The organism is Rhizobium sp. SL42 (assembly GCF_021729845.1).
Classification (GTDB): Bacteria; Pseudomonadota; Alphaproteobacteria; order Rhizobiales; family Rhizobiaceae; genus Allorhizobium.
In genome coordinates this window covers 518,320-544,152 of the sequence record NZ_CP063398.1, presented here as the reverse complement: position 1 = coordinate 544,152, position 25,833 = coordinate 518,320, and the positions used below count along the sequence as shown (strand labels likewise).

Below are 25,833 nucleotides of genomic sequence, written 5' to 3'. Positions count from 1 at the left end.
ATTCCGAACCGAACGAAAACGGGCAGCCATGCTGGGCTGCCCGTTGGACCGTTTGGCTGGGCCGATTACTTGCCGAGCGAAGCCTTGATGTTGGCGACTTCATCGGACGGCATCTCGCCGACGGTCGTCACTTCGCCATCAGTCATCTTCCAAAGGCGGAAAGGACCCGTGATGTCGCCATACTGGTCGAAGCTGACGGGGCCGATGACACCTTCATATTTGATCGGCTTGCCTTCCTTCAGGAGAGCCAGCGCCTTTTCGAATTCCGCCTTGCCGGCATGGATCGGCGTGCCACCTGGCGCGGTGACCTCGGAAATTGCGGCCTTGATGGCATCCTTGTCCGGCTTGCCAGACTTGGCGATTGCAAGGGCCACGATGGCGCCGGCATCATAGGAGCGGTCGGCAGCCGGAGCGGACGGAGCAATGCCGCCGGAGAACTGTTCGTAGTTGGCGTTGAAATACTCGGTCGAGGCCGTCGGTGTCGTGCCGGACGACGTGCCGTAGGCATCATTGAGATACTGGGCCCCCACGCTCGCAATGAAGTCCTTGGAGTTCATGCCGTCGTTAAACAGGAATTTCTGCGCCCCGCCGCCGGATATCCATGCTCGGGCGATTGTGGCGCCGTCGACCGGCGTTGACACGAGATAGAGCGCATCCGGTTCGCCATCCATGGCAACGGAGGCTTCTGACGAATAGCTGGCCTGCTTCTCATTGTAGGGCGTGGTCGAGGTGATCGTGCCGCCGAGCTTGGTATAAGCTGCGGTGAACTCGTTCATCAGATTGTTGCCGAAGTCATTGTTGACGTGAATGATGGCAATTTTCTTCATGCCCTGGTCAAGCGCGTATTTCGCAGCCGCCGTACCTTGCAGGGCATCCGAGGTGATGGTGCGGAAGAACACGCCCTTTGTCTTGCCATCGCGACCAAGTGCCGTCAGCGTCGGCGAAGACGATGCGGGCGAAACCTGCACGACGCCGGCAGGCGCCGTGACGGAGGTAAGGATCGGGATCGAGACCGATGAAATGATACCGCCGATGATCACCGGAACCTTTTTGATGTTGACCAGCTGGGTTGCCTGATCGACGGCGACATTGCCTTGGCTCTGGCTGTCACGCGTGTCCATCACCAGCTTGCAGCCGCCAACGCCGCCCGCATCGTTGAAGTCGCGGAATGCCATTTCGACTGACTTAGCGCCTGCCTTGCCATATTCGCCCGCTGGACCGGTCAATTCCATCACGACGCCGACGGTGATGTCGCAGTCCTGCGACAGTGCCGGCGCGGCGCTGAGCGTGAGGCCCGCGAGCATGGTGGAGGCGCGTATCAACCGGTTCATTCTGTTCCCCTTGTTCATGTCATTCCCCTTTGTTGAGATTGTATTTCATGATGCTGCCGTGGCGCCCCGTTCGGTCGCGCTCGAGCGTGTAGACGTCACCGTCGAGCTCGCGAGCCCCGATCAGGGCGGCCTCGATCTCTGCAAGATCGACATCCGACAGGGTGACGCCTGCGATGGCGAGATTGGATGAGAGATGGTCACGGTTGCGCGCGCCGACGATGACCGCAGACACTCCAGGCCGGCGCAGCATGGCGGCACTTGCAATCGTGGCAATATCGGTGGCATGTCGGTCGGCGATCTTGCGCAGGGATTGCAACAGCGCCTGGAAGAGATCCCATCCGCCGAGATCGTCGATGATCAGCTTGTACTTGGTGAGCGAGCGGTTCTCCAACGGATGCTCGGGCTCGGTCTTGCCGAGCCAGCGATCGGAGAGAAAGCCGCCAGCGACAGTGCCGTAGCAAAACAGCGCTATGTCATGGCGTTTTGCGAGAGCCACCATGCGCTTTTCTGGGCGCCGGTCGAGCAGGGAATATTGCAGCTGCAGTGAGGTGAAGGGGATCCCGGCATCGAGGATGGAACGAACGTGATCACTGTCGAAGTTGGTACCGCTGATCTTGTTGATCCGGCCGTCGTCCTGCAATTCCTTCAGCCAGCCGAGCGTATCCAGCCACAATGGCATTTCGTAGTCCCACCAATGGAACTGCACGAGATCGAGGCACTCCAGATTGAGACGCTGGCGCGATGTGTCGATCACGCTTTCCACATAGGCCTTGGTGATGGTTGGCAGAACGCCGAGGTCAGGAACGAACTTCGTGTGGACACGGATGCGGCCCAGCGCAGCCTGTCCGCGCGTATCGCGGTAACGCAGCCGAAAGCGACCGATCAGATCTTCGACACCGGTATAGATATCGGCGCAGTCGAAGGTGGTAATACCGGCATCGGCAAAGGCCACCATGTCTTCGATCGCCATCTCGTGATCGACCACGCCGTGGCCGCCAGCCAATTGCCAGCCGCCGCGGATGACGCGGGAGATTTCATAACCGGGGGAGATGGTGATGCGCTGCATGCTTACTGCTTTTCTTCGAGGGGGACAGCCGTTGTGTCGGCATGGCTGAAGCGGCGAAGGCCGGTGCGTTTGATCCTGAGCCGGGTCGAGCAATTGGGGTCGGGACAGGCTATGTCGGTGTCGGTCGTCATCCAGTCATGGGCGTGGGTTGCCCGTTGCTTGGCTGCGAGCAGCGGCAGGACCGAAGCGAGTGAGTAGATCGATATCCCCTGGTCCGATGGCAGATGCAACATCTCGCCCCGCAGCTCGAAATAGTCCCCGGGCTTTGCGCCGCAATACACAGCGCCACCTTCCGGTATCACCACGTCGACCCTCAGATCGAAAAGCTCGAATGTGTCGTCGGGTCTGCTCATCCCACTTTCCTCATGTCGTCTCTTCGCCCGCCTTGAGGCGTCCGCGCACCAGATCGAAGGACCGGCCGATGTCATTGGCAAGCGCCTCCACGGCTTTATCCACGTCGCCTGCTTCCAGCGCGGCAATCAATGTCCAGTGATGGTTGGTCGCGGCCAGCCCGCCCTGTTCGTCATGGATGTGAGCGGCTTCCCGGACAACCGGCCCGGATTGCAGCCACAGGCTTTCCACCATCGGGATCAATACCTGGGAACCCGCGGCCCTGTAGATCTCGAAATGAAAACGCTGGTTGAGCTCTGATGTGACCGGCCCGATATCCTTGCCGTGATTGGCAAAGGCTGCCTCGCAATCCCGGTTGATCTGCTTCAGACTCTCGAGGTCCTTTGCCGTCAGGCGCGGGCAGGCCATGGCGACAAGCCTGCCTTCGATGAGGATGCGGGCACGCTCCAGGTCGTCGAGCCTGTCCCGCGTGATCAACGGCACCCGGACGGAGCGGTTGGGCAGGGCTTCGAGCGCCTGTTCGGCAACCAGCCGTCCAAGCACTTCGCGTACCGGCATCGTGCTCGTCTTCAGCCGGTCGGCCAGATCGACGATGCGCAGCATGTCGCCTGCGGCAAAGCCGCCATTGATCAGGGTGCGACGCAACTGCCCATAGACGCGGTCCTGCACCGTTTCGCGCTCGACCGGGGTCAGGCTTGGGGTGAGACGGTCTTCCGTCTGGTCGAACTGTTCCGCAATTCCCGCCACCAATGCGCCTTTCAGGAAATATTGGTTGATTTTGGAGCTGTCGTAAAGTTTGATCAAACATCAACGACCAGATCAAGGCCTCTTTTTGCATATGACTGCCGAAACTCTCCAACGACCCGCGCCGGCTTCGCAAGCCGCCGCGCCGCCATCGATCGAGGCGCGGCATCTGACCAAGCGTTTCGATGGCCTGACCGTCGTCTCCGATATGTCGCTTGCTGTGGGGGCGGGCGAGATGGTCGGGCTGATCGGCCCGAACGGCGCGGGCAAGACGACGATGTTCAACCTGCTCGCGGGTAGCCTGAAGCCCAGTGCCGGCGAAATCTGGATCGGCGGGAGAGAAGTCTCTGGCGAGCCGCCGGAGCGGCGCATTGCCCATGGTGTCGGCCGCACTTTCCAGATTCCGCGGCCCTTTGCCGAAATGAGCGTGCTGGAGAACCTGCTCGTCGGAGCCCAGAAGCAGCACGGCGAGCGGTTCTTCGCCAATTTCCTCGCCCCCGGTCTCGTCCGGCGCGAGGAAAAGGTCGCGCTGGAAAAAGCCCGGGATCTTCTCGAATTCGTCACCCTCTCGCGGCTCGCGGACGAGCCGGCACGCGTGCTGTCCGGCGGCCAGCGTAAGCTTCTGGAACTGGCGCGCGTGCTGATGGCCGATCCGCAGGTGATCCTGCTCGACGAACCGGCGGCCGGTGTGAACCCGGCCCTGCTGGAGGTGATCATCGAACGCGTCGTCGCGCTGAATGCAAAGGGCAAGTCAATCCTTCTGATCGAGCACAACATGGACATGGTTTCCAGGCTCTGCTCGCGTGTCGTAGCAATGGCGCTCGGCAAGTCTCTGGCCGAAGGCTCGCCGGCAGACGTTGCCGCCAATCCCGCCGTGATAGAGGCCTATCTTGGAGGTGGCGCGTGACCGGCGCCGTACTCTCGACCTCTGAACTCGTGGCGGGCTATGAACCCGACCTGCCGATCGTCCGGGGCGTCGATTTTGCCGTGGCGACGGGCGAACTCGTCATTCTTCTGGGACCAAACGGCGCGGGAAAATCCACCTTCGTCAAGGCGATTGCGGGTATGGTGCCAGTTCATTCCGGCGCGATCCATCTGGGCGGCCGTGACATCACCAGGGTTGCGCCGCATCGCAAGCTGGCCGAGGGGCTCGCCTTCGTGCCCCAGACGGACAATGTCTTTGCCAGCATGAGCATTCTGGAGAACCTGCAGATAGCCGTTGCGCTCTTGCCCAAGGCGGAGCGGTCCGCCAGGATCGAAACGCTCCTTGCCCGTTTTCCTGATCTCGCGGTCAAGCCGAAGCGGTTGGCCGGAGCGCTCTCGGGCGGCCAGCGGCAGATGTTGGCGGTGGCGCGCGCACTGGCGCTCGATCCACCGGTCCTGATCCTCGATGAACCCTCGGCCGGTCTGTCCCCAAAGATCGTCGGCGAAGTGTTTGCCCTGCTGAAACGCATCAATGGCGAGGGCGTGACGATCGTGCTGGTCGAGCAGAATGTGAAGGCGGCGATGGCGATTGCCGATCGCGCCGTTATCCTTGCAGAGGGGCGCATCCGGCACGAAGGAAGACCCGCCGACCTGGCGGACGATCCGCTGATCGGCCAGATTTATCTCGGCACCGCGCGGCATGCCTTTGGCGAGGTTGCCAGATGAACCCGCAGTTTCTCATGGACGGTCTGATCGCCGGCGCGATCATCGGGCTCGGCGCCATCGGTGTCACGCTCACTTATTCGATCCTGCGTTTTTCTAACTTCGCCCATGGCGAACTTTTGTCCTGGGGCGCCTATCTGGCGCTCGGCATCAGCAGCGCGCTTGGTGTATTGGGGGCGGGGTCTACCAAGCCGCTTGGGCCCTTTTCCTTCGGCTGGTCGTTGCCTGTTGCTGCGGTGCTGGCAATCATTCTGACCGGACTTCTTGCGCTGGCAGTCGATGCCCTGCTGTTTTCCAGCTTCCGCCGACGCGGCAGCGCGATCATCATCATGGTCATGGCAAGCTTTGGCGCATCGCTTGCGTTGCGCAGCCTGCTGGAATTCCTGTTCACGTCGAAGCCGGCCTATTTCAGCCAGGCGCTGCAGATCGCCATGAAACTGGGCGGTGGCCTGCGGGCCACGCCGGACCAGTTGGCCATGCTGGTCGTCGCCTTGCTCTCGGTCATCGCGGTCCACCTTGTCATGACGCGGACAGATATCGGCCGGGCCATGCGCGCCGTCAGCGAAAACCCGGGTCTTGCCGGCATCGCCGGGATTGATGTGCGCCGCGTGATCCGTACCGTCTGGTTCCTCGGCGCCGCGCTTGCCTGCATCGCCGGCATGATGAGTGGCCTTATCATCCAGATCCGCCCCTATCTCGGTCACGACCTGCTGTTGCCGCTGTTCGCAGCCGCCATTCTTGGCGGCATAGGCTCGGTGCCGGGTGCCATGATTGCCGGGCTTGTCATTGGTCTATGTGAGGCTTTCACGGTGCAAATCATCGGAGCGGAATGGCGGGCAGCGGTGTCCTTCGCCATTCTCATTGCGGTTCTCGTCGTGCGCCCGCGGGGCCTGTTTGGAAAAGCCTCATGATGCTCGATCTCGTCGCTTATGGCGCCTTCTTTCTGACCATAGCGCTGACCTATGCGATCATCTCCCTGGGTCTTAACGTGCAGTGGGGAATGACGGGGCTGTTCAATGTCGGAATTGCCGCCTTTGTGGCGGTCGGTGCCTATACATCGGCCATCCTCACAACGCCGGAAACCGCGGACCGCTTCGGCGGCTTTGACATGCCGATCGTGGTTGGCTGGTTGGGCGCGGCGCTCGTCGCTGGCGCATTGTCCTGGGGTGTCGGCGCCCTCACCATAAGGCTCAGGGCCGATTATCTCGCGATCGCCACTTTCGGTGTCGCCGTCACTGTCCAGCTTTGCATGCTCAACCTGCAACCCCTGACCGGCGGCGCCTTCGGCATCGGCTTTATTCCGCGGCCTTTCGCCGGTCTGCAGGGTGACGCGTTGTTGTTCAGCCTGGCCAATTGCGGCCTGATGGCAGTCGTCGTGCTTTCGCTTTATCTCGCCCTGCAGCATCTGTCGCGCAGTCCCTGGGGCCGCGTGTTGCGCGCTATCCGGGAGGACGAGGCAGCGGCACAGGCGCTGGGCAAGCAGCCCGTCCGTTTCCGCCTGCAGGCGTTTACCGTCGGGGGAGCGATCATGGGGCTGGCGGGCGCGGCCCAGGCGCATTTCATCGGCTTCATCGCGCCAGACAACTATATGCCGGTCCTTACCTTCCAGGTCTGGGCCATGCTAATCGTCGGTGGTTCTGGCAACAATCGCGGTGCCATTGCCGGTGCTGTTCTGGTCTGGGGACTCTGGGCGGTCACGGCAGCTGCCGTCTCCGCCTTCGTGCCGCCGGAAGATCAGGCCCGCGCGGCCGCCTTGCAGATTGTTGCCATTGGCGTTGGCCTCTGCCTCATGCTCCTGCTGCGTCCGCGCGGCCTTTTCGGCGAGGTGAGCCCGCTTGCCCGGTCCAGCACCAAGCCACCCTTATCCGCCAAGGAATGACTACCATGAATCCAGAACGTACAAGCCTTGCGCCGGGACTGTCGATCAGCCGCCTCGTCTGCGGCCTTTGGCAGGTCGCCGACATCGAGAAGGGGGGCGCAACCATCGACCCGCAGCAGGGGGGCGACGCACTGCAGGCCTATGCAAAGGCCGGTTTCGACACCTTCGACATGGCCGACCACTACGGGTCGGCGGAGCTTATTACAGGCAACTTGCTGAAGCGCTATCCGGACCGAACCGGACGGCCGGTTGCCTTCACCAAATGGTGCCCGGAACCAGGTCCGATGAGCCGCCATGTGGTGCGGCGCGGTGTGGAGGAGCGGTTGGCGCGGCTTGGTGTCGACAAGGTGGACCTGCTGCAATTCCATTGGTGGACCTTCGAACATCCTGCATGGCTCGATGCCCTCCACGAGATGCAGGCGATGAAGGCAGAAGGGCTGATCGGCGCGCTCGGCCTGACCAACTTCGATGCAGCTCATCTCGACCTGGCGCTGGCCGACGGCATCGAGATCGCCAGCAACCAGGTGTCCTTCTCATTGATCGACCGGCGCGCGGCCGGTGATCTGTCAGCCCTGTGCCGGAAGACGGGCGTAAAGCTTCTCGCCTATGGCACCCTTTGCGGTGGCTTTCTATCGGAGAAGTGGCTGGGGCAGCCGGAGCCGACATCGATTCCCGATTGGAGCCGGTCGAAATACAAGCGTTTCATCGATGCCGCTGGCGGCTGGAGCGTCTACCAGGGCATCCTCAACGCGGCATCCGAGATCGCAAGCAAGCATGGTGTCTCGGTGTCCAATGTCGCCAGTCGCTGGGTTCTTGAACATCCGGCCGTTGCAGCGACCATCATCGGTGCGCGGCTTGGTGAAAGCCAGCACCGCGACGACAACCTGAAGGTCTTCACCTTCACGCTCGACGAAGAAGACCGGAGCCGGCTCGATGCCGCCTTTGCGGCCAGCACCCCCATTCCGGGAGATTGCGGCGACGAGTACCGCAAGCCTCCCTTCCTCACGGCCTCGGGCGATCTCAGTCATCACCTCGAGGCAATTCCATCCGTTTACAAATCTGTGCCGGTGCCGGGCCGCAAGAACCGGTTTCGTGTTTCGTCCGGCAGTATCTGGGAGCCGCTGGCAGGCTACAGCCGGGCAGTCAGAATAGGCGATCGCATTCTTGTGTCGGGTACAACGGCGACCCACGGCGCCGACCGCTGCGTGGCACCTGGCAATGCCGGCGCGCAGGCAACTTACATCCTCGACAAGATTGCAGCGTCCATTACGGCCCTGGGCGGGCGCATGGAGGACGTCGTGCGCACACGGGTCTATCTCAAGGATGCCTCGCAATGGGAGCCTGTATCGCGCGCGCATGGCCGGTTCTTTTTAAACGTTCTCCCCGCTAACACGCTGATCGAAGCAGGTGCCTTGGTCGGTGACTATGAGGTGGAGATCGAAGCCGAGGCAATGCTGGATTCTGAATGAAACATTAGCTTCCTCCAATAGGTCGCTGCGCCCGGCGAACATCTGAGTTCGTCGAATGCGGCCGCTGAACGTCGGAACATAACCGTGTGAACCGAGAGGCTTGGACAGCCTTTCTCGTCGCCCCCGTTTTCATTCTGCGGTTAAGTAGTCTTGCGTGGTGCATGCACTTTCGACGAAATGGGCTACTAGATCCGCACAGGCATGCATCAAGACTGCCCTTTCGGAAGTTCTGGGCAATAAGTGCATCCAGGTGTGCCGAAACCCGTCGGGAACGATTCCCTTCACACCGGCAGCCACACCTAGCAGAATCTTGCGCTTGTTTGCGTCGTTCGAGATTTGGCAACGGATCTTTCTTCCACCCGTGCAGATGATAGAGTTCGCTTGGCGATATTGCACGGTCAGGTCGTAGGGGGGGATGGATGAAGGCTTTGCTGGCACAGGCTGCAGCGGCAGTGATCGTGCTGTTTGCCCGCGCAGTCACGGCGGTTCGCACAATCTGGCCGGAAGGGGGGCTGCCAGCCCGTCCGTGCATATATTTCGCCAACCACTCCAGCCACGGCGATTTCGTGCTCGTTTGGGCAGTTCTGCCTCCACGCCTGCGGCAGCGAACCCGCCCTGTCGCGGGGGCCGAATACTGGCTGAAATCCAGGCTCACGCGGTTCATTGGCAGTGACGTGTTCAACGCGGTCCTGATTGCAAGGGAGCGTGAGAACCGCGTCCATGATCCGATCCAGCAGATGGCCGAAGCCATTGACGCCGGATCGTCTCTCATTCTTTTCCCCGAAGGCACGCGAAACCAGACCGATGCGCCGCTCCTGCCGTTCAAAAGCGGCATCTTCCATCTGGTCGCAACTCGCCCTGACACAGACCTCGTTCCGGTCTGGATCAATAATTTGAACCGGGTGATGCCGAAGGGAGAGATTGTGCCGATCCCGCTGATATGTACCGTGACCTTCGGAAACCCATTGCGCGTCGAGCCTGACGAAGGCAAGGACGTGTTTCTCGAACGGATGCAGACCGCCCTTTTGGCCCTGTCTCCTCGACCGGCAGGGAGTGGCGAATGAGTCCCGCGAATTCTGATCTCCTGATGCTCGTGACCGGTATCTTCGGTGTGCTGATCTTTGCATCGATCGTCGGCTACGCGCTCGAGCAGCGCTTTTCACCGACCGGTTCGAACGCCTCGATCGAAAACCTCAATGCGCGCATCAAGGCCTGGTGGGTGATGGTGGTGCTGATCGGCCTTGCCTTCGTCGCGGGCCGCATCGGTGTGCTGGTCTTGTTCGCATTCTGCTCTTTCGCCGCATTGCGCGAATTCGTAACGCTGATCAACACGCGCCGGGCCGATCATTGGGCCCTTGCCGCGGCATTTTTCCTTGTCGTGCCGATCCAATACTATCTGCTCTGGGCGGAAGAATACGGCATCTTCTCGATCTTCATCCCGGTTTACGCCTTCCTGCTGATGCCGATCGTTTCCGTGCTCAGAGGCGACACGGAACGCTTTCTGGTTCGCATCGCTGAAGTGCAGTGGGCGTTGATGATCTGCGTCTTTTGCGCTTCACATGTGCCGGCATTGCTGACCCTGCACATTCCCGGCTACGAGGGCCGGAATGTCCTTCTGATCGCCTTTCTGGTTATCGTTGTGCAACTCAGTGACGTCCTGCAATATGTCTGGGGCAAGATGTTCGGCCGGACCAGGATCGCTCCAAAACTGTCGCCCTCCAAAACTGTGGAGGGCTTTGTCGGCGGCGTCATCAGTGCCACGCTGATTGGCTCTGCCCTGTGGTGGATCACGCCATTCACGCCATTCCAGGCGGGCCTCCTGGCCTTCATCATAACACTGATGGGCTTCTTCGGTGGTCTGGTCATGTCGGCGATCAAACGCGACCGCGGGGTGAAGGACTGGGGCCATTTGATCGAAGGTCACGGTGGCCTGATTGACCGGCTCGATTCCGTTGTCTTCTCCGCGCCGATCTTCTTTCATATCGTTCGCTATTGGTGGTCGCTTTGACTTTGGGCCTCTTGCGACGGTTTGCCCGCGATGGACGGGTGCATGTGCTGTTCGCCTTCATTGCCATGGGTGGCTGGGCGGTCTTCGTCAATCGGGCCCATGACATGCCGCGACCGGCTTATGCCGGTCTTGTACAGGGTGCGATGTCGGCTTGCCTGACCCTCTTTCTAAAATCGGTCATTGACTGGCTTTCGCGGCGAATTGCCTACCCGACGCAACTGTGGGCTCCTCCGGTTATTGCCTGCGTCGGGTCGGCTTGTCTTCTCCTTGCTATCCATGCGGCAAGCGGCACGCCTGAGATATGGAGGACGATTGCTGTTCCGCTTCTGGTATCGAGCAGCTACGCCGCGCTCTACAACTATTCGATCTCTTCAAGGACAGGACCATGACCGATACAGGCGACCGACGACCGCTGGACAGTCGCAATACGCGCTGGGCCGGCGCAATTGCCCGCTGGCTGGCAGTGCGCGCTATCACGCCTAACCAGATATCTCGGGCGAGCATGTTGGCGGCCGCAATTGCCGGCGCGGCTTTCTATTGGGCCGGTGCTGCAAGCGGTTGGCCGCGTGTGAGCCTGCTTCTGCTCGCGGCGCTTGGTTGTCAGGCCCGGCTGCTTTGCAACCTCTTCGACGGCATGGTCGCCATCGAGGGCGGAAAGGGAGAGCCTGACGGTCCATTCTGGAATGAGTTTCCCGACCGCGTTGCCGATCTGTTGATCTTTGTGGGCCTCGGCTATGGCATCGGCATGCCGGATCTCGGATGGGCAGCTGGTGCCTTCGCCGTGTTGACTGCTTATGTTCGTGAACTGGGCCGGGCCAATGGCCACCCCAGCGACTTCTCCGGCCCGATGGCCAAGCAGCATCGAATGGCAACGGTGACGGCAGCGACATTGGCGACTATTGTCGAGCCGCTTTGGGGTGGACACAATCAATTGCTGGTGATCGGGTTGTCCGTGGTTGCTGTTGGGGCTGCATTCACGGCTCTTCGCCGCGCAGGTACGCTGATCAAGCGCCTGAAACGCGCCTGAAACGCGCCTGAAGCCAGCCGGACAAAATTGAGCAATGCCATACCATCGCGAAGCAGGGTCAAGCTCGCGTTCGTGTGACCAAGAGCAGGCGGCGGTGAGGTGGGCGCGACCGACGTTGCTATGGACGTGTAGTTTGGCGGCGAAGATGGCGAAGTCGATGGCATTGCCTTCCTTGATCTACTCTGGATAAGTCACGGCATCTTCCGGCGCGGCCTGGTTGAAGAGAATAAAGGCCAGGGGATTTCCAGGTTCGGACATTGCGTCGCTGCGCAGTCCGGTAATCACGCCGTCTACGCCACTCGTGTATTCGGCAACCAATTCCCCGAAGCTGTTTCGTTGGATTGCCACCTTTTGGCCCGCCTTGACCTTGTCATCGAGCTTGACCAGATGCTCGACGATGCCGCCCTCTGTTGCCAGTATCGGAAACGCGCTGTTGCCGAGAAAGACGCTGACGTCCTTGCCGGTGCGTCCCATGGGTCCGGCAATGATGCCGTGATGCTTGAGAACGTTCATCGTGCCTTCGACGAATAGCGAGATCATCTCGATGTCCAGAACCCTTGCGGCGCCGATCTCAGGGCAGAAGGCGGGAATGCCTGCGTCGACAAATGCGTTGTGAAGCACACCCGGATACACATGACTGTCGAAAATCTGGCCGACGGGATAGAGTTCCAGCATCGCCTTGACCTCTGGCACATCCATGGCGCCGATATTGAATGCGGTAACGTCGAAACCGGTAGTTCCGGTGTGGAAGTCGATGGCAGCGTCGGCGTTCGGCCGCAGCAGGCGGTTGAACAGGAGCCCCGCATGACGGCTGGGCGCGGTGGCACCATTCTCGTTGCCAGGCCATTCCCGATTCATGTCAATCAGGTCGCTGCCCCTGCCAAAGTCGGGCCATCGCCGCTGCATGCCTTCGATGGCCGGCCGAGATATGTCCGTCACGGCCATCACGGTACCTGACATCGCTGCGGGATCGAGCTGGTTCATCACCGTCAGGATCGTATGGATGGAACTCATTTCGTCGCCATGCACGCCACTGGTCAAGACGACGCGCTTGCCCGGCTTTATGCCTTTGGCGACCGTGACCGATACATACCAGTGCTGTCCGGTCGGCATCTGCACACCCTGGAAATACAAGAGGTGCCTTTTTCCAGGCTCCAGGTCGTTGACGTCGAGTGCGCTGACAACCTTCTTCCCCTGAATCACTTCGCCCGTATAGACAGTTCCCAGCGCCCCATCCGATGTCGTATCGCCCGAGGGTGCCTGCGTGTCCTGGGCTTTCGCCGGCCCGGCATCGCCGGTGACAGCCGCCGCCGCGCCGAGTGTGACAATGGATGCAATCATGAAGTCGCGACGATCCAGGCCTTCTTTGGGGTTCTCCGACATGACTGGCTCCTTGTTATCGGGAAAGGCAATTTGATCTGTCGGCACGCATACCGGCCGCAAAATGCTCCAGCGAATTTTCAATCCAAAGTTATATCACGCGTAGGAAAGATGGCACGATTTAACCTGCCTTGACAGAGGGCAGCTCAGGTCCGGCCGTTCTGAAGCCGGTTGAAGGAATAAACTGTCGTGTACGGCAAGGGCGCTGTCTTCACTATGTACCAACCTGCGGCTCATGAAACCTGCGGTGTCATTGAGCGGCCAAATGGGTAGTGATGACCACGAGTGCAGCACCAATGCTGGACGCAGTGACCCATTTCCATTCGACGAGTAAGTCCAGCCCCTGGCCCTTCTAGGTCGCGGCAATCGTCAGTGCCACAAGCACGAAGAGTGCCAGGAATACGGTTTCTCCTATCAGCAATCCGATTGCGCGACCGCCAATGCGGAAAACTTCCGGCAATGATGTCTTTACGCCAACAGCCGCTATGGCGACGAGCAGAGACCAGCGTGAAACCGTGCCAGCCCAGTCTGCGATTGCCGGCGGTATTGCGACAAGGGAATTGAGGCTCGCCAGCGCCAGGAATACGATAACGAAAGCCGGGAGCAATGGTGGCCGACGGACAGCTTCTGTGTCGCGGAGGTTGCGGCGGAAAACCAAGGCTGCGACGAGCACGACAGGGGCCAGCATGGTCACGCGGATCAGCTTTACGAACACGGCGGTTTCGCCGGCCGGCACGGAAACGGAAAAGCCTGCACCGGCGACCTGGGCGACGTCATGGATGGTGGCGCCGAGAAAGATGCCGGTGGCATGCTCGTCGAGCCCCGCCTGGCTGGCGAGGATCGGATAGAAGATCATCGCGAGCGTCGAGAGCATCGTCACGCCGATCACGGTGAAAACCATCTGTTGGTCTGCTTCCTTGTCGCGTGCGCCGCCCAGGGCGGCCGAAATCGCCATCGCTGCGGATGCGCCGCAGATCGCCACCGCGCCGCCAGTGAGGAAACCAAAGCGGCTGCCTTGTCCTGAAAGTCGCGATGCCAACAGGCCGAAGAGGATGGTCATGACCACGGAGGCAACAATCATGACAATCACGGTGGTCCCCAGTTCGGCGAACATGCCGACGCTGACCCTGAGACCAAGAAGGGCAATGCCGAGCCTGAGCACCGTGCGGGAGGCAAAGTCCAGTCCATGCTCAGTCTTAGGGTCTTCCGCGAGGAAATGCAGCGCTAGCCCGATCAGGATCGCCAGCAGCATCGCCGGCGCACCGTAGTGCTCCGACAGGAAAGCCGAAGCGAGTGCGATCAGGATCGTCACTGAGAGGCCGGGGAAACGCCGACGGCAGTCATCCGCGAACGACGAGAGGGATTGTTCCCGCCGGTGGTCGGGCGGAGTGGGGGACGGCACGGACATTTAGCACCTGTGAAAGAGCCGCCCGGCGTCGTGCATTGTCACGCGCCGGTCTCGGGCGGTTGGTTAGGGATGCGCGGTTGCCCGCGCATCCCTATCATGGGTTCAGTTCAGTTCAGTTCGGCGGCGCGCTCTGCGTCGACCTTCTTCTGTGCCTCGGCGACAGCGGCGGTGAACTGGTCGAAGACTTCAGCACCACCGGTCACATTGCCCTTGAACCAGTCGAAGACCGGCGAGACGGCGGCCTTGAAGGCTTCTTTTTCGGCAGCCGTCGGCACGTAGATCTCGCCGCCGGCCTTGGCGAAGTCCTGATAGGCGGCGATTTCCTTGCGCTTCGGCGAGGCGAAGGTTGCCTGCTGGAGCGCTGCGAAGCCGTCGACGACGATCTGCTTCTGCTCCGGTGTCAGGCCGGTGAAGCGGTCATTCGACATCCACCAGAAGGCGCCCATATAGCTGTGGCCGTCGAGCGTCAGGTATTTCAGGCCGGCATCCGGGAACTTCATCGACATGATGTCGGTAATGCCGTTGGCGGTGCCTTCGACAACGCCTGTCTGCAGTGAGGTGAAGAGTTCCGGCCACGGGATCGGCGTCGGGGCCGCACCCACGGCGGTCGCGGCCTGCTGCGGCAGGTCGGCCGGCACGGTACGCATCTTCAGGCCCTTGAGGTCCGCAGGCGATTTCACGGTCTGCTTGGTATTGGCATAGTTGCGCCAGCCACCGGTATTGCCGATCGTCATCAGGCGGATCTTGTTGTCGCTGTCGGTAAGCGCGCGGTCACGCAGCTTGCGCGGAAAGTCGCCGGTGAGAACCGCTTCCGCGACGCGGTCGTCATTCATCAGGTAGGGCAGGTCGAGAACCTGGATATAGGGGAAGAGGCCCGCAGCACCGCCCGAGGTCGAGATATAGACGTCGAGCGAGCCGTCGGCGATGCCCTGCAGGCATTCCTCGCCGGTGGCGCAAAGCTGGGTGCCCATGAAGATCTCGACGGCAATCGCACCGTTCGAGGCATTTTCGACATAGTTCTTGAACACGACGAGGCCATCATAATCCTCGTCATTCTCGTTGGAATTGGCCGTGGCCCGCAGTGTGATATCGGCTGCCTGGGCGACACCGGTGACGGTGAGCGCGCTGGCAAGCAACAGGGTCTTCAGCATGGACTTGAGCATTTCGGTACCTCCCGTTTTTTCAAGTTAGTCGACGAAGCCCGCAAGACGCGGGACTGTCAGGGTCAAGGCAGGGAAATAGGTGATCAGGAAGATCACGGCGATTTCCGCCAGAAGGAAAGGCATGACGGCCTTGGCTACCGTCTCGACCTTCAGCCCGGAGACCGTGGACGTGACGAAAAGCACGAGGCCCATTGGCGGCGTCAGAAGGCCGACCGTCAGGTTCACCACCATGATGATGGCAAAATGCACCGGATCGACGCCGAGTTGGGTGAAGATCGGCCCGAGGATCGGTCCGAGCACGATGATCGCCGGCCCCGCATCGAGGAACATGCCGACGACAAACAACAGGATGTTGACGAGGAAGAGCAGAACCAGCGGATTGTCGCTGAGGCTGAGGAAGATATCGGCCAGGAGCTCCGGCGTATGGGCAAGCGAGGCGACGGTCTTGAAGGCCATTGCAGCACCAATCAGAAGCAGCACGACTGCAGACGTCATGGCAGCCCGCATCAGGATGCCGGGAATGTCGCGGTATTCGAGCGTGCGGATGACGAAGAGACCGAGGAAGAAGGCATAGCCTGCGGCGATTGCAGCGGCTTCCGTGGGCGTAAAGACGCCGCCGAGAATGCCGCCCATGATGATGACGGGGGTGAGTAGCGGCCAGAAGGCACCGACCATCGCTTCGCCGCGCTGGCGCCAGGAGGCACGCTGGGTGGCTGCCGGCAGGTCATAGTGATTGGCCATCAGCCGGATCATCACCATCAGGCTGATGCCGATCAGGATGCCCGGCACGATGCCGGCGAGGAAGAGGGCAGCGACGCTTTCACCCATGACATAGGCATAGATGATCATGATGCCGGACGGCGGGATGATCGGCCCGATAATGGCCGACGCCGCCGTGATGCCGGCGGCGAAGCGGCGGGTATAGCCTTCCTTCTCCATGGCCGGGATCAGCATGGCGCCCAGCGCGGAGACGTCGGCGACGGCCGAGCCGGATATGCCGGCAAACATCATGGAATCCACGACATTCACCTGGGCAAGGCCGCCGCGCATGTGGCCGACCATGGCCTGGGCGAAGTGGATGATGCGCACGGTAATGCCGGCGCGGTTCATCAATTCGCCCGTCAGCATGAAGAACGGGATGGCCATCAGCGGAAAGCTGTCCATGCCGGCATAGATGTTGCGGTAGAGCAGCACGATGTCGCGCTCCTGGCCGTTCATCCACAGCAGGATGGCGGGGGCCGCGATCAGGCCGAAGACGATCGGCAGGCCGAACAGCAGGAAGGCGATGAAGAGGGGCAGGAAAAGGCTCAGCATCATTCGGCTCCCAACTGTCCGGCGATCGGGATCGGCGCGAGCCGCTCTCCGAAAAGGTTGAGAAGGGCGCGCAGGATGAGTTCGATATTGACGACGAACATCAGCGTGATGCCGGTGGCGAGCGAGGCCATCATCCAGCCGCGCGGCACCTTCATCCAGGTGGAGAGGTCGAAGGATGTGGGAACGGCGATGGCCGACATGGCGAATTTGCCGCCAATGCCGGTGACCTCGTTCCAGCCGATCCGCATGCCGACATAGAGCACGGTGATGCTGAGCAGCAGGAAGGCAAGCGCGATCACGTCCGCAAGCAGGCGCGGCAGGTGGTCGGTGATCATGCTGATGGCGACGAAGCCGCCCTGGCGAAAGGCGGTGGGAACCATGAGGCCGGTCATCCAGAGCATCAGAAAGCGCGAGGCTTCCTCGCTCCAGGGCAGGGCATTGCCGAGGAAATAGCGGAAGAAGACCTGCATCAGCATGAAGAAGAGCATGATGCCGAGCGCGCCGGCGCCAAGCCAGAGTCCGACCGCGAGCACGGCGGCGTTGAGCCGGCCAAGCTGCCTGGTCAGGGATGCGATTGAATTCATGTCTCCACCCGTCACTTGTCATCGGTCAATTCCGGGCGACTATCGAAGACAAGTCCTTGCGGCGCAAAGACGACTGTTCCCGTTTCGGGCCTCGATGGAGCAAATCTCTCCACCGCGACCCTTTTTGCGGAAATGCTTCGATCGTCCTCCCGGTGCATTGTGAAAACGCCCCGACGACCTCCTCCCAACATTTCGATCAGACCGCGAAGCGGCCGAACCGTCCTTGCGAGAAGCACAGCGGATCTCCCTGCCGATGTGCAACCCGTGTCACCCTGCCGATGATGATCGTGTGATCACCGGCATCATGCAGCGCCTGCTGCAGGCATTCGAACCGCGCCAGCGTGCCCGGCAGAACCGGGACGCCCTGCGGATTGATCTCCACCTCGAGCCCGTCAAAGGCGGCCCCGCCCCGCGTGAAGGCGGCGCTCAGATGGTCCTGTCCGGCACCGAGCACGTGAATGGCGAAATGGCTGGCATTGGCAAAGGCATCGTGCTTCGACGAGTTCTTGGCCGGCGACCAGAGCACCAGTGGCGGATCGAGCGACACCGAGGCAAAGCTGTTCACCGTCATGCCGATCGGGCCCGACGGGCTCATCGCGGTCACCACCGTGACCCCGGTGGTGAAGCTGCCGAGCGCATTGCGATAGGCGCGATGGTTCTCCGCCTCGGGCAGAAAGACGGCTTCGCCGGATCGCTGACTGTCATTGGCGGCCATCATCAGGCGACCTCCCGCCCGATCGCCAGCGTATAGAGTTCGAACCAGGTCTGCCGGTCGATCTCGACCGTTTCGGCCTCGGCGATCCTGGCGATGCGGTCGAGCGAATTGGTGCCCATGACCGGCAGGATGGCGGAGGGATGGCGCAGCAACCAGGCAACGGCGACGGCGGTTTCATCCACGCCCTGCTCCGAGGCGATGCGCTTCAGCGCCGCGAGAAGTTCAGGCTTCGACCCGTCGAACAGGCGCCCGCCACCCAGCGGCGACCAGGCCATTGGCGGCACCATGCGTTCCTGCAGATAGGCGAGGTCGCCATTGACGAAGGCGTCCGTGGCCAGAAGGCTGAGTTCGATCTGGTTGGTGACCAGATTGTTTTCCATCGACGACTGCAGCAGCGAGAAATCCCAGGGGCGGAAGTTGGACACACCGACGGCGCGCACTTTGCCCGAAGCGACGAGCGCATCCAGCGCCGGGCCGGTCTCATCGGGATCGATCAGCGGATCGGGGCGGTGGATCAGAAGAAGGTCGATATGATCCGTGCCCATGTCGGTGAGCGAGGCTTCGACGGACGCGGTGATGTGGGCAGCCGACGTGTCGTAATACTTGACGCGGGCAGCCGCGTGGCGGCCGACGGGTGCCACGATATCGCATTTGGTGACGATTTCGAGCTTGTCGCGCAGGCCGGGCGCGGCCTTCAACGCGCCGCCGAGCACCGCTTCGGCCGTGTAGCCGCCATAGATATCGGCCTGGTCCATCGTGGTGATGCCCTGGGCAAGGCAGGCCTCGATCTTCGCCTGCACGTGTTTCGGCGAGGTGTCGGCATCGTCGCCGATGCGCCACATGCCATAGACAAGGCGGCTGAAGGTCAGGTCTGGGGTGAGATTGACGCGCTGCATCAGCGGCGAACTCCATTTCCGAGAGGGGTATCAGGCGTGTCCGAGGGCACGCGGCCATAGACATGGGGGAGGGAGGCGGTGGTCAGCTGCGGCAACACCTTGGTGCCGAAATGAACCGCCTCGTCGATATGCGGATAACCGGATAGGATAAAGGCGCGAATGCCCATTTTCCGATAGGATTCGAGTTCCGACAGGATCTGGTCCGTCGAACCGACAAGGGCAGCACCACAGCCGGAACGGGCCCGGCCTATGCCGGTCCACAGATGCGGTTCGATATATCCAAACTGATCGGCCAGTTCGCGGGCGCGGGCCTGGTGGGCAACGCCGAGCGAAATGGAATCATGCGCCCGCTCGCGGATCAGCTTGCCGTATTCGTCATCGAGCTTCGAGACGATGTAATCGGCATATTCACGGGCTTCCTTCTCGGTATCGCGCACGATCATGTGTACACGCAGGCCATAGTCCAGCGTGCGGCCATGGGCTTCGGCGCGGGCATGAACGGCCTTCATGCGCTCGGCCAGCTGGTCCTTCTTTTCCGGCCACATCAGATAGACGTCGCATTGCGCGCCGCAGAGTTCGAGGGCATCCGGTGAATAGCCGCCGAAATAGAGGAGTGGGCCGCCATTCTGCTGATAGGGGCGGGCAGGCTCGGTGGAGACGCCCTTGAACTGGTAGACCTCGCCGTCGTGATCGATCGTCTCGCGCGTCCAGGCCTGCCGCAGGATCTCGACCACCTCGTGGCTGCGCTTGTAGCGAAAGGCGCTGTCGGCGACTTCGCCGGGGAAATCCGAGCTGATGACGTTGAGCGTCAGACGGCCCTTCAGCATGTGGTCGAGTGTCGCGACCGTGCGGGCCAGCATGATCGGCTGCATCTCGCCGCAACGGATGGCGGCCAGCATGTTGATCTTGGACGTGATCGGCGCACAGCCGGCAACGAAGCTCAGCGTGTCCTGGCCAACCTGATAGGACGAGGGGCACAGGATGTTGCGAAAGCCCAGCTGCTCGGCCTTCTGCACGATGTCGGAGCAGTGCTCGAAGCTCGACCGAAGGGCACCATCCGGCACGCCGAGGAATTGATAATCGTCAGAGCAGAGCGCGGCAAACCACGACACTTCCGCGCCATCCAGATCGGCCGATGTGACGGGTACGACGGTCATGCGAGGCTCCTCCACGCGGAAAACTTTCCTCTTGCCTAACACCCGATTTGATGTAGATCAATAGTGTATCAATTTTTTCTCGCCGTGACGAAAACGTAACTTGGACCCTCTTTCACGCCCATGACGGCCGCCCCCGGAAGCCTTCCCATCTATGTGCAGATTGCCGAACTTCTGGTGCGCGACATCGCTGCCGGCCGGCTGATCGACGGGGAAAAACTGAAGCCGGAAAGGGACCTGGCGGAGGAGCTTGGCATTGCGGTCGGCACCTTGCGCAAGGCGCTGGCCGAACTGCAGAGCCGCGGGCTTCTGGAGCGGGTTCAGGGGTCCGGCAACTACATCCGGGCGCTGGCCGATCCGAAGAGCGTCTATTCGATGTTCCGGCTGGAGCTTCTGGGCGGCGGCGGGCTGCCGACAGCCGAGATCCTGTCGATCGAGCGCCTGCCCAAGCCGGCGGAACTGCCGGCATTTGGCGTGAGCGATGAAGGCCACCGGATCCGCCGCCTGCGCCGGCTGTCTGGCCGCCCGGCCGCGCTGGAGGAGATCTGGCTCGACGGCGCCTATGTCGAGCGCATCGATCCGGAGGCCGTGTCTGAATCGCTCTATCTTTTCTATCGCACCCGGCTGTCGCTCTGGATCACCCGCGCCGAGGACCAGATCGGCCTCGACCGCGTGCCTGAGTGGACGCCTGCTGTCTTCGGCCAACCAGCCGGTGCGCCGATCGTCCATATCCAGCGTATCAGCCAGGACCAGGAGGGCGCCCGCGCCGAAGTCTCCCGCACCTGGCTCGACCATGAGGTGGCGCGCTACGTGTCGCGCCTGAAATGAGCGGGCAGACAATGCCCGGATATCCATGCCCGAGGAGGAAAGAGTGGCACGACTGAATTACGGGATCATCGGTTGCGGCATGATGGGGCAGGAGCACCTGCGCAATATCGCCCTTCTCCCCGATGCGGCGGTGGTCGCCATCTTCGAGCCGGATGCCGGCATGCGCGCACTGTCTGCCGAGGCCGTGCCGACCGCCAGACTGGTGGATTCGATCGAGGATGTGCTGGCCGTCGAGGCGGTGAATTGCCTTTTGATCGCCAGCCCCAACTATCTGCATCTGGAGCAGCTGGAAAAGATCGCCGCGATCCGGCCGCTGCCCGTACTCGTTGAAAAGCCGCTCTTCACCGATCCCGCCGATGCCCCCCGCCTTGCAGCCTTGCGCGCCGCCTATCCCGCCCCGATCTGGGTGGCGATGGAATATCGCTACATGCCGCCGGTGGCGCGCATGATCGAGGAGGCTGCAGAGGCGACCGGCGGCATCCGCATGCTGACCATCCGCGAGCATCGGTTTCCCTTCCTCGAAAAGGTCGGCGACTGGAACCGCTTCAACCGCAATACCGGCGGCACGCTGGTGGAGAAGTGCTGCCACTTCTTCGACCTGATGCGCCATATCCTGAAGTCGGATCCGGTGCGCGTCATGGCTTCGGGCGGTCAGGCGGTGAACCATCTCGACGAGGTCTATGGCGGCGAGAAATCCGACATATGGGACAATGCCTATGTGATCGTCGATTTCGCCTCCGGTGCCCGCGCCATGCTGGAACTCTGCATGTTCGCCGAAGGCGCCCGCTATCAGGAGGAAATCTCCGCCGTCGGGCCGAAGGGCAAGATCGAATGCCTGGTGCCGGGTCCGGGCCGGTTCTGGCCGGAACATCTGGGCGAGCCGCCGATTGCCCAGGTGATCGTCTCGCCGCGTGACCCCAAGGGGCCGCGCATGGTGGAAATCCCAGTTGATCCGCAATTGCTGGAGGCGGGAGACCACAATGGCTCGACCTTCTACCAGCATCGGCGTTTCCAGAAGGCGGCGCAGGGCGAACAGGAGGTTGAGGTTGCGATCGATGACGGCTGGTGGGCCGTGGCCATGGGGCTTGCGGCGCAGAAATCCGCCGAGACAGGGCAGGCGGTCATCTTCCCGCTGGAGTTCTCGCCGAATATCGAGCCGGTTGCTCCAGGCGCGTAACCGCTGGTCCACATACCATCGAGCGCAAACCCGACAAGCTTAGCGCGCTCAGGGGATGTAATTGTTGTCGGTGTCCAGCCAAGGCGGCTTTTCGGCATACATTTCCTGGATGAGCATCTTGACCAGGCCGATGGAGGGAGAAGTGTCGCCGGCTCGCTGGTTGAGGATGACTGGAGAGGTAAAGTCTTTCTCCTCAATCAGCCGGTAGTGCACGTCTGAGCGCATCTGGCGGGCTGAGGCGGGAATGATGCACAGGCCTGCATCTGCGGCAACGAGACCGAGCGCAGTCTGGATCTCTCGGACCTCGTGGACCTCGGAAGGGCGGGCGTCGTGGCCCTGCAGCAGACTGAGCACCTGATCGGCATAGCTCGGTCGTGGCTCCTTCGGGTAGACGATGATCTTCCGGTCGGCGAGCGCGGCGACGGGAAGGGGGCTGTTGCTTTCGGCGAGCGGCGTGCCCTTCGGAATGGCAACCACCAATCGTTCCTCGCGCAGTACGATGCCGGTGACGTTGGGATCGCTGTGGCGCAGGCGGCCGAAGCCGATGTCGATGCGCCCTTCCTTCAAGGCCGGGATCTGTTGTACCGAGACCATTTCGAGAAGCTGGATATCGAGTTCCGGCGCGTGCTGACGGAGCTTGCGGACCAGCGATGGCAAGCCGCCATAGAGGGTGGAGGCGACAAAGCCGATGGAAAAGATGCTGTTCTGGTTCAGCCCCACCCGGCGTGTCGCCGTGCGCATCTGTTCGACCCGGCCGAGAACCTGCAGGGATTGCTCATAGAAGAGCCGTCCCGCCTCCGTCAGTCGCACCGGCCGGCTTTTTCGGATGATCAGCGGGACGCCCAGTTCTTCCTCCAGCAACTGGATCTGCCGGCTAAGTGGAGGCTGCGCGATATGCAGGATTTCCGCTGCGCGGGTGAAATTGCGTTCGCGCGCGACCGCAACGAAATAACGGAGCTGACGAAGATCCATTTTCTCTCCTTGTTTGGGTATGTTGCGCTGCGGTAAGTCTCGCCCTGCGGCGATTTTCCCAATACTATACCCAAGAGGTATAGTGTCCAACGCAAATGGTGTTGGACGAACTGGTCCCCGCTGCCGCAGGATCGCGGCATGAACAAGCTATTTTCACCCATTGCACCGACTGCAAGCACCGCTCCCACCGTCGAGCGGATCGAGACTCTGCTCGTCGACCTGCCAACCATCCGACCGCATAAATTATCGGTCGCCACGATGGACGGGCAGACCTTGATGCTCGTGAAGATCCATTGCAGCGACGGGATCGTCGGCATTGGCGAAGGTACGACCATCGGCGGGCTCGCCTATGGCGGGGAGAGTCCCGAGGGCATGAAGCTCGCAATCGATACCTATTTCGCGCCGGTTTTGGTCGGACAGGATGCCGCCCGCGTGCAGGTACTGATGGCGCGCATTGGCAAGATGGTGAAGGAGAATCGCTTCGCCAAGAGTGCAGTGGAAACGGCGCTGCTCGATGCGCATGGCAAGCGGCTCGGCCTGCCGGTCAGCGAGCTTTTGGGCGGTCGCCGTCGCGACCGTCTGCCGGTTGCCTGGACCCTTGCCTCCGGCGACACGGCCAAGGATATCGCAGAGGCGGAGCGAATGCTCGGACTGCGCCGTCACCGCATCTTCAAGCTGAAGATCGGAGCGAAGGGGTTGAAGGAGGACATCGCCCATGTCTCCGCGATCAAGCAGGCGCTTGGGGAACGAGGCGCGGTCCGGGTCGATGTCAACATGGCATGGAGCGAGACCGAAGCGGCTTATGGCATGGCGGCGCTGGCCGATGCCGGTTGCGACTTGGTCGAGCAACCCGTCGCCTCAACTGCGACCCTTGCCCGGTTGGTGCGCCGTTTCCCCGTGGCACTGATGGCCGACGAGGCGCTGACGGGGCCGGAATCCGCCTTCGAAATTGCAATAATTGCCGGCGCAGACGTCTTCGCCGTCAAGATCGCGCAGAGTGGTGGCCTCTACGGCGCACAGCGCGTTGCGGCTATCGCGGACGCGGCCGGGATCGGGCTCTACGGCGGGACCATGCTTGAGGGTGCGGTTGGCACGATCGCCTCGGCGCAGGTCTTCTCGACGTTTGCCAACCTGCAATGGGGCACGGAACTGTTTGGTCCGCTGCTTCTGACGGAAGAAATTCTCGCGAGACCGCTGGACTACAGCGACTTCGAGCTTGCCGTGCCGGACGGACCGGGGCTCGGCATCGAACTGGATGAGGAGCGGGTCGCGTTCTTCGCCCGCGATGGTCTGCGCAAGACGATCAGCGCAGGGTGAGGAGAGGACAATGCTTTTTCACGTACGGATGGATGTGAATATTCCCGGCGATTTGCCGCAGGCGGAGGCCGCCGAGATCATTGCGCGGGAAAAGGCCTATTCGCAGGCGCTGCAGGCGAGCGGCAAATGGCGGCATATCTGGCGCATCGCCGGGGCCTACGCGAACTACAGCGTCTTCGACGTGAAGGACAATGCCGAGTTGCACGAGATCCTGTCCGGCCTGCCGCTGTTCAAGTTCATGCAGATCCAGGTGGCGCCCCTCGTGCGCCATCCTTCGTCGGTCCGGGACGATGACACCTGACAGTTTCGTAGGCGGGGTCCTGGAGGATGGATCCGCCACCTTTTTTGAAGCAAACCCGAGTGGAGGATGAAATGAGTGTGAAGATTTTTGGCAGACCCGATGTCCAGGATTTCCTGAAGGTCCTGAGCGGGCTCGATAAAGACGGCGGCAATCCGCGCGTCAAACAGGTCGTGCACAGGATCATGTCGGACCTATTCAGAACAATCGATGATCTCGATATTACCCCGGACGAATACTGGACAGCCATCGCCTGGCTCAACGAGATCGGCGCGACGGGACAAGCGGGCCTGATCTCGCCCGGCCTTGGTCTCGACCACTTCCTTGACGAGCGCCTCGATGCAATCGACGCGGAACTCGGCATTGACAACCCGACCCCGCGGACCATCGAAGGGCCGCTCTATGTGGCCGGTGCGCCGGTCTCGAAGGGGTTTGCCCGTCTCGACGACGGCGCGGACACGAATGGCCATACGCTGGTCATGCATGGGACTGTCTATGATGCCGGCGGCAAGCCGTTGCCGGGTGCGACCGTGGAGGTCTGGCACTGTGATACTCGCGGTTTCTATTCGCATTTCGACCCGACGGGTAAGCAGGCGCCATTCAACATGCGCCGCACCATCGTTGCCGACGACAAGGGCTGTTACAAATTTCGCAGCATCGTGCCGAACGGTTACGGTGTGCCACCGGGCAGCCCGACGGAGCGGCTTCTCTCTGCTCTCGGTCGCCACGGCCAGCGCCCCGCGCATATCCATTTCTTCATCAGCGCCGAAGGCCACCGCAAACTGACAACGCAGATCAACATCGAAGGCGACCCGCTGGTTCATGACGATTTTGCCTATGCGACGCGCGACGGCCTGGTTCCGCCGGTGATCGAACGCACCGACGCGGCGAGCATCGCGGCCAATAGCCTCCAGGGGCCTTTTGCCGAGATCGTGTTCGATATCCACCTGACGGCGCTGGTCGATGGTGTCGACAACCAGATCAACGAGCAGCGCAAGCGCGCCGCGGCCTGATCATACGGCGGCTTTGCCAGGGCCGCCCATACCACCCCGATCATTGACATCGTTGCAAGCGCGCGCCCGGAAAGCCGCCTCTTGCGGGAGAG

Annotated in this window: 27 protein-coding genes; 14 read left to right on the top strand and 13 right to left on the bottom strand. The window is 61.6% G+C overall.

The window, feature by feature from the left end; all coding sequences use genetic code 11:
• Positions 1-65 precede the first annotated feature (65 nt).
• The 4 genes from IM739_RS21430 to IM739_RS21415 are packed head-to-tail and all read right to left on the bottom strand — an operon-like array spanning position 66 to position 3,495.
• Positions 66-1,349, bottom strand: coding sequence for an ABC transporter substrate-binding protein (locus tag IM739_RS21430; protein WP_442981156.1), 1,284 nt, complete (start codon positions 1,347-1,349; stop codon positions 66-68).
• 1 nt (position 1,350) lies between these two features.
• Positions 1,351-2,397, bottom strand: a complete 1,047-nt coding sequence (locus tag IM739_RS21425; RefSeq protein ID WP_237371257.1) for an aldo/keto reductase — start codon at positions 2,395-2,397, stop codon at positions 1,351-1,353.
• A gap of 2 nt (positions 2,398-2,399) precedes the next feature.
• Positions 2,400-2,750 carry a TIGR04076 family protein gene (locus tag IM739_RS21420; protein WP_237371256.1) on the bottom strand — a complete coding sequence of 117 codons (351 nt, stop codon included), beginning with the start codon at positions 2,748-2,750 and terminating at the stop codon, positions 2,400-2,402.
• Between the two features lie 10 nt (positions 2,751-2,760).
• Positions 2,761-3,495 (bottom strand): GntR family transcriptional regulator, encoded by a 735-nt coding sequence (locus IM739_RS21415; protein ID WP_237371714.1) that lies wholly within the window; start codon positions 3,493-3,495, stop codon positions 2,761-2,763.
• Between the two features lie 91 nt (positions 3,496-3,586).
• Here IM739_RS21415 and IM739_RS21410 point away from each other — a divergent pair, with 91 nt between their 5' ends.
• The 9 genes from IM739_RS21410 to IM739_RS21370 all read left to right on the top strand — a co-directional run bounded on the left by IM739_RS21410 (position 3,587) and on the right by IM739_RS21370 (position 11,522).
• Positions 3,587-4,399, top strand: coding sequence for an ABC transporter ATP-binding protein (locus tag IM739_RS21410; protein WP_237371255.1), 813 nt, complete (start codon positions 3,587-3,589; stop codon positions 4,397-4,399).
• Positions 4,396-5,142, top strand: coding sequence for an ABC transporter ATP-binding protein (locus IM739_RS21405; protein WP_237371254.1), 747 nt, complete (start codon positions 4,396-4,398; stop codon positions 5,140-5,142). Before IM739_RS21410 ends, IM739_RS21405 begins: the two co-directional genes overlap by 4 nt.
• Entirely contained in the window at positions 5,139-6,050 is a 912-nt protein-coding gene (locus IM739_RS21400) for a branched-chain amino acid ABC transporter permease (protein ID WP_237371253.1), read from the top strand. The genes IM739_RS21405 and IM739_RS21400 overlap by 4 nt, the downstream gene beginning before the upstream one ends.
• Positions 6,047-7,018, top strand: a complete 972-nt coding sequence (locus IM739_RS21395) for a branched-chain amino acid ABC transporter permease (protein WP_237371252.1) — start codon at positions 6,047-6,049, stop codon at positions 7,016-7,018. Before IM739_RS21400 ends, IM739_RS21395 begins: the two co-directional genes overlap by 4 nt.
• 5 nt (positions 7,019-7,023) lie before the next feature.
• Positions 7,024-8,487, top strand: coding sequence for an aldo/keto reductase (locus tag IM739_RS21390; protein WP_237371251.1), 1,464 nt, complete (start codon positions 7,024-7,026; stop codon positions 8,485-8,487).
• A gap of 419 nt (positions 8,488-8,906) precedes the next feature.
• Entirely contained in the window at positions 8,907-9,551 is a 645-nt protein-coding gene (locus IM739_RS21385; protein WP_237371250.1) for a lysophospholipid acyltransferase family protein, read from the top strand.
• A complete protein-coding gene (locus IM739_RS21380; protein ID WP_237371249.1) occupies positions 9,548-10,495 on the top strand; it encodes a phosphatidate cytidylyltransferase in 948 nt (315 codons plus the stop codon). Before IM739_RS21385 ends, IM739_RS21380 begins: the two co-directional genes overlap by 4 nt.
• Before the next feature lie 65 nt (positions 10,496-10,560).
• The gene (locus IM739_RS21375) at positions 10,561-10,884 is read left to right on the top strand and encodes a hypothetical protein (protein ID WP_237371713.1); all 324 of its coding nucleotides are present in this window, start codon (positions 10,561-10,563) and stop codon (positions 10,882-10,884) included.
• Positions 10,881-11,522: a CDP-alcohol phosphatidyltransferase family protein gene (locus tag IM739_RS21370; protein WP_237371248.1), complete on the top strand. Its 642-nt coding sequence runs from the start codon at positions 10,881-10,883 to the stop codon at positions 11,520-11,522. The genes IM739_RS21375 and IM739_RS21370 overlap by 4 nt, the downstream gene beginning before the upstream one ends.
• A gap of 177 nt (positions 11,523-11,699) precedes the next feature.
• On the opposite strand, the gene IM739_RS21365 is transcribed toward IM739_RS21370, so the two are convergent.
• From IM739_RS21365 to IM739_RS21330, 8 genes are all read right to left on the bottom strand, one after another.
• A complete protein-coding gene (locus IM739_RS21365) occupies positions 11,700-12,905 on the bottom strand; it encodes a M14 family metallopeptidase (protein WP_237371247.1) in 1,206 nt (401 codons plus the stop codon).
• Positions 12,906-13,254: 349 nt separating this feature from the next.
• Complete coding sequence (locus tag IM739_RS21360; protein ID WP_237371246.1) at positions 13,255-14,214, bottom strand: YeiH family protein; 960 nt, start codon at positions 14,212-14,214, stop codon at positions 13,255-13,257.
• A gap of 203 nt (positions 14,215-14,417) precedes the next feature.
• Entirely contained in the window at positions 14,418-15,473 is a 1,056-nt protein-coding gene (dctP, locus tag IM739_RS21355; protein ID WP_237371245.1) for a TRAP transporter substrate-binding protein DctP, read from the bottom strand.
• 24 nt (positions 15,474-15,497) lie between these two features.
• Positions 15,498-16,787 carry a TRAP transporter large permease gene (locus tag IM739_RS21350; RefSeq protein ID WP_237371712.1) on the bottom strand — a complete coding sequence of 430 codons (1,290 nt, stop codon included), beginning with the start codon at positions 16,785-16,787 and terminating at the stop codon, positions 15,498-15,500.
• Positions 16,787-17,371: a TRAP transporter small permease gene (locus IM739_RS21345; RefSeq protein WP_237371244.1), complete on the bottom strand. Its 585-nt coding sequence runs from the start codon at positions 17,369-17,371 to the stop codon at positions 16,787-16,789. The genes IM739_RS21350 and IM739_RS21345 overlap by 1 nt, the downstream gene beginning before the upstream one ends.
• 196 nt (positions 17,372-17,567) lie before the next feature.
• Positions 17,568-18,089: a flavin reductase family protein gene (locus IM739_RS21340; protein WP_237371243.1), complete on the bottom strand. Its 522-nt coding sequence runs from the start codon at positions 18,087-18,089 to the stop codon at positions 17,568-17,570.
• On the bottom strand, positions 18,089-18,982 hold the full coding sequence (locus IM739_RS21335; RefSeq protein WP_237371242.1) for an aldo/keto reductase: 894 nt from the start codon (positions 18,980-18,982) through the stop codon (positions 18,089-18,091). Before IM739_RS21335 ends, IM739_RS21340 begins: the two co-directional genes overlap by 1 nt.
• Complete coding sequence (locus IM739_RS21330; protein WP_237371241.1) at positions 18,982-20,139, bottom strand: LLM class flavin-dependent oxidoreductase; 1,158 nt, start codon at positions 20,137-20,139, stop codon at positions 18,982-18,984. The genes IM739_RS21335 and IM739_RS21330 overlap by 1 nt, the downstream gene beginning before the upstream one ends.
• Before the next feature lie 120 nt (positions 20,140-20,259).
• On the opposite strand from IM739_RS21330, the gene IM739_RS21325 reads away from it, so the two are divergent.
• Both IM739_RS21325 and IM739_RS21320 read left to right on the top strand, forming a co-directional pair.
• On the top strand, positions 20,260-20,964 hold the full coding sequence (locus tag IM739_RS21325; RefSeq protein ID WP_237371240.1) for a GntR family transcriptional regulator: 705 nt from the start codon (positions 20,260-20,262) through the stop codon (positions 20,962-20,964).
• A gap of 79 nt (positions 20,965-21,043) precedes the next feature.
• Positions 21,044-22,141: a Gfo/Idh/MocA family protein gene (locus IM739_RS21320; protein WP_237371711.1), complete on the top strand. Its 1,098-nt coding sequence runs from the start codon at positions 21,044-21,046 to the stop codon at positions 22,139-22,141.
• A gap of 48 nt (positions 22,142-22,189) precedes the next feature.
• On the opposite strand, the gene IM739_RS21315 is transcribed toward IM739_RS21320, so the two are convergent.
• A complete protein-coding gene (locus IM739_RS21315) occupies positions 22,190-23,113 on the bottom strand; it encodes a LysR family transcriptional regulator (RefSeq protein WP_237371239.1) in 924 nt (307 codons plus the stop codon).
• A gap of 138 nt (positions 23,114-23,251) precedes the next feature.
• Here IM739_RS21315 and IM739_RS21310 point away from each other — a divergent pair, with 138 nt between their 5' ends.
• The 3 genes from IM739_RS21310 (at position 23,252) to catA (ending at position 25,741) form a co-directional block, all read left to right on the top strand.
• Positions 23,252-24,430 (top strand): muconate/chloromuconate family cycloisomerase, encoded by a 1,179-nt coding sequence (locus IM739_RS21310; protein WP_237371238.1) that lies wholly within the window; start codon positions 23,252-23,254, stop codon positions 24,428-24,430.
• A 10-nt stretch (positions 24,431-24,440) separates the two neighbouring features.
• A complete protein-coding gene (gene catC, locus IM739_RS21305) occupies positions 24,441-24,731 on the top strand; it encodes a muconolactone Delta-isomerase (RefSeq protein WP_237371237.1) in 291 nt (96 codons plus the stop codon).
• Between the two features lie 71 nt (positions 24,732-24,802).
• Positions 24,803-25,741 (top strand): catechol 1,2-dioxygenase, encoded by a 939-nt coding sequence (gene catA / locus IM739_RS21300; protein ID WP_237371236.1) that lies wholly within the window; start codon positions 24,803-24,805, stop codon positions 25,739-25,741.
• The last annotated feature ends 92 nt before the right edge of the window (positions 25,742-25,833 follow it).

Coding starts and splice junctions, on each gene's coding strand:
- IM739_RS21430 (WP_442981156.1), bottom strand. CDS start 1,349: ATGAACAAGGGGAACAGAATGAACCGGTTGATACGCGCCTCCACCATG.
- IM739_RS21425 (WP_237371257.1), bottom strand. CDS start 2,397: ATGCAGCGCATCACCATCTCCCCCGGTTATGAAATCTCCCGCGTCATC.
- IM739_RS21420 (WP_237371256.1), bottom strand. CDS start 2,750: ATGAGCAGACCCGACGACACATTCGAGCTTTTCGATCTGAGGGTCGAC.
- IM739_RS21410 (WP_237371255.1), top strand. CDS start 3,587: ATGACTGCCGAAACTCTCCAACGACCCGCGCCGGCTTCGCAAGCCGCC.
- IM739_RS21400 (WP_237371253.1), top strand. CDS start 5,139: ATGAACCCGCAGTTTCTCATGGACGGTCTGATCGCCGGCGCGATCATC.
- IM739_RS21395 (WP_237371252.1), top strand. CDS start 6,047: ATGATGCTCGATCTCGTCGCTTATGGCGCCTTCTTTCTGACCATAGCG.
- IM739_RS21390 (WP_237371251.1), top strand. CDS start 7,024: ATGAATCCAGAACGTACAAGCCTTGCGCCGGGACTGTCGATCAGCCGC.
- IM739_RS21385 (WP_237371250.1), top strand. CDS start 8,907: ATGAAGGCTTTGCTGGCACAGGCTGCAGCGGCAGTGATCGTGCTGTTT.
- IM739_RS21380 (WP_237371249.1), top strand. CDS start 9,548: ATGAGTCCCGCGAATTCTGATCTCCTGATGCTCGTGACCGGTATCTTC.
- IM739_RS21375 (WP_237371713.1), top strand. CDS start 10,561: ATGGGTGGCTGGGCGGTCTTCGTCAATCGGGCCCATGACATGCCGCGA.
- IM739_RS21370 (WP_237371248.1), top strand. CDS start 10,881: ATGACCGATACAGGCGACCGACGACCGCTGGACAGTCGCAATACGCGC.
- IM739_RS21365 (WP_237371247.1), bottom strand. CDS start 12,905: ATGTCGGAGAACCCCAAAGAAGGCCTGGATCGTCGCGACTTCATGATT.
- dctP (WP_237371245.1), bottom strand. CDS start 15,473: ATGCTCAAGTCCATGCTGAAGACCCTGTTGCTTGCCAGCGCGCTCACC.
- IM739_RS21350 (WP_237371712.1), bottom strand. CDS start 16,787: ATGCTGAGCCTTTTCCTGCCCCTCTTCATCGCCTTCCTGCTGTTCGGC.
- IM739_RS21345 (WP_237371244.1), bottom strand. CDS start 17,371: ATGAATTCAATCGCATCCCTGACCAGGCAGCTTGGCCGGCTCAACGCC.
- IM739_RS21340 (WP_237371243.1), bottom strand. CDS start 18,089: ATGATGGCCGCCAATGACAGTCAGCGATCCGGCGAAGCCGTCTTTCTG.
- IM739_RS21335 (WP_237371242.1), bottom strand. CDS start 18,982: ATGCAGCGCGTCAATCTCACCCCAGACCTGACCTTCAGCCGCCTTGTC.
- IM739_RS21330 (WP_237371241.1), bottom strand. CDS start 20,139: ATGACCGTCGTACCCGTCACATCGGCCGATCTGGATGGCGCGGAAGTG.
- IM739_RS21325 (WP_237371240.1), top strand. CDS start 20,260: ATGACGGCCGCCCCCGGAAGCCTTCCCATCTATGTGCAGATTGCCGAA.
- IM739_RS21320 (WP_237371711.1), top strand. CDS start 21,044: ATGATGGGGCAGGAGCACCTGCGCAATATCGCCCTTCTCCCCGATGCG.
- IM739_RS21315 (WP_237371239.1), bottom strand. CDS start 23,113: ATGGATCTTCGTCAGCTCCGTTATTTCGTTGCGGTCGCGCGCGAACGC.
- IM739_RS21310 (WP_237371238.1), top strand. CDS start 23,252: ATGAACAAGCTATTTTCACCCATTGCACCGACTGCAAGCACCGCTCCC.
- catC (WP_237371237.1), top strand. CDS start 24,441: ATGCTTTTTCACGTACGGATGGATGTGAATATTCCCGGCGATTTGCCG.
- catA (WP_237371236.1), top strand. CDS start 24,803: ATGAGTGTGAAGATTTTTGGCAGACCCGATGTCCAGGATTTCCTGAAG.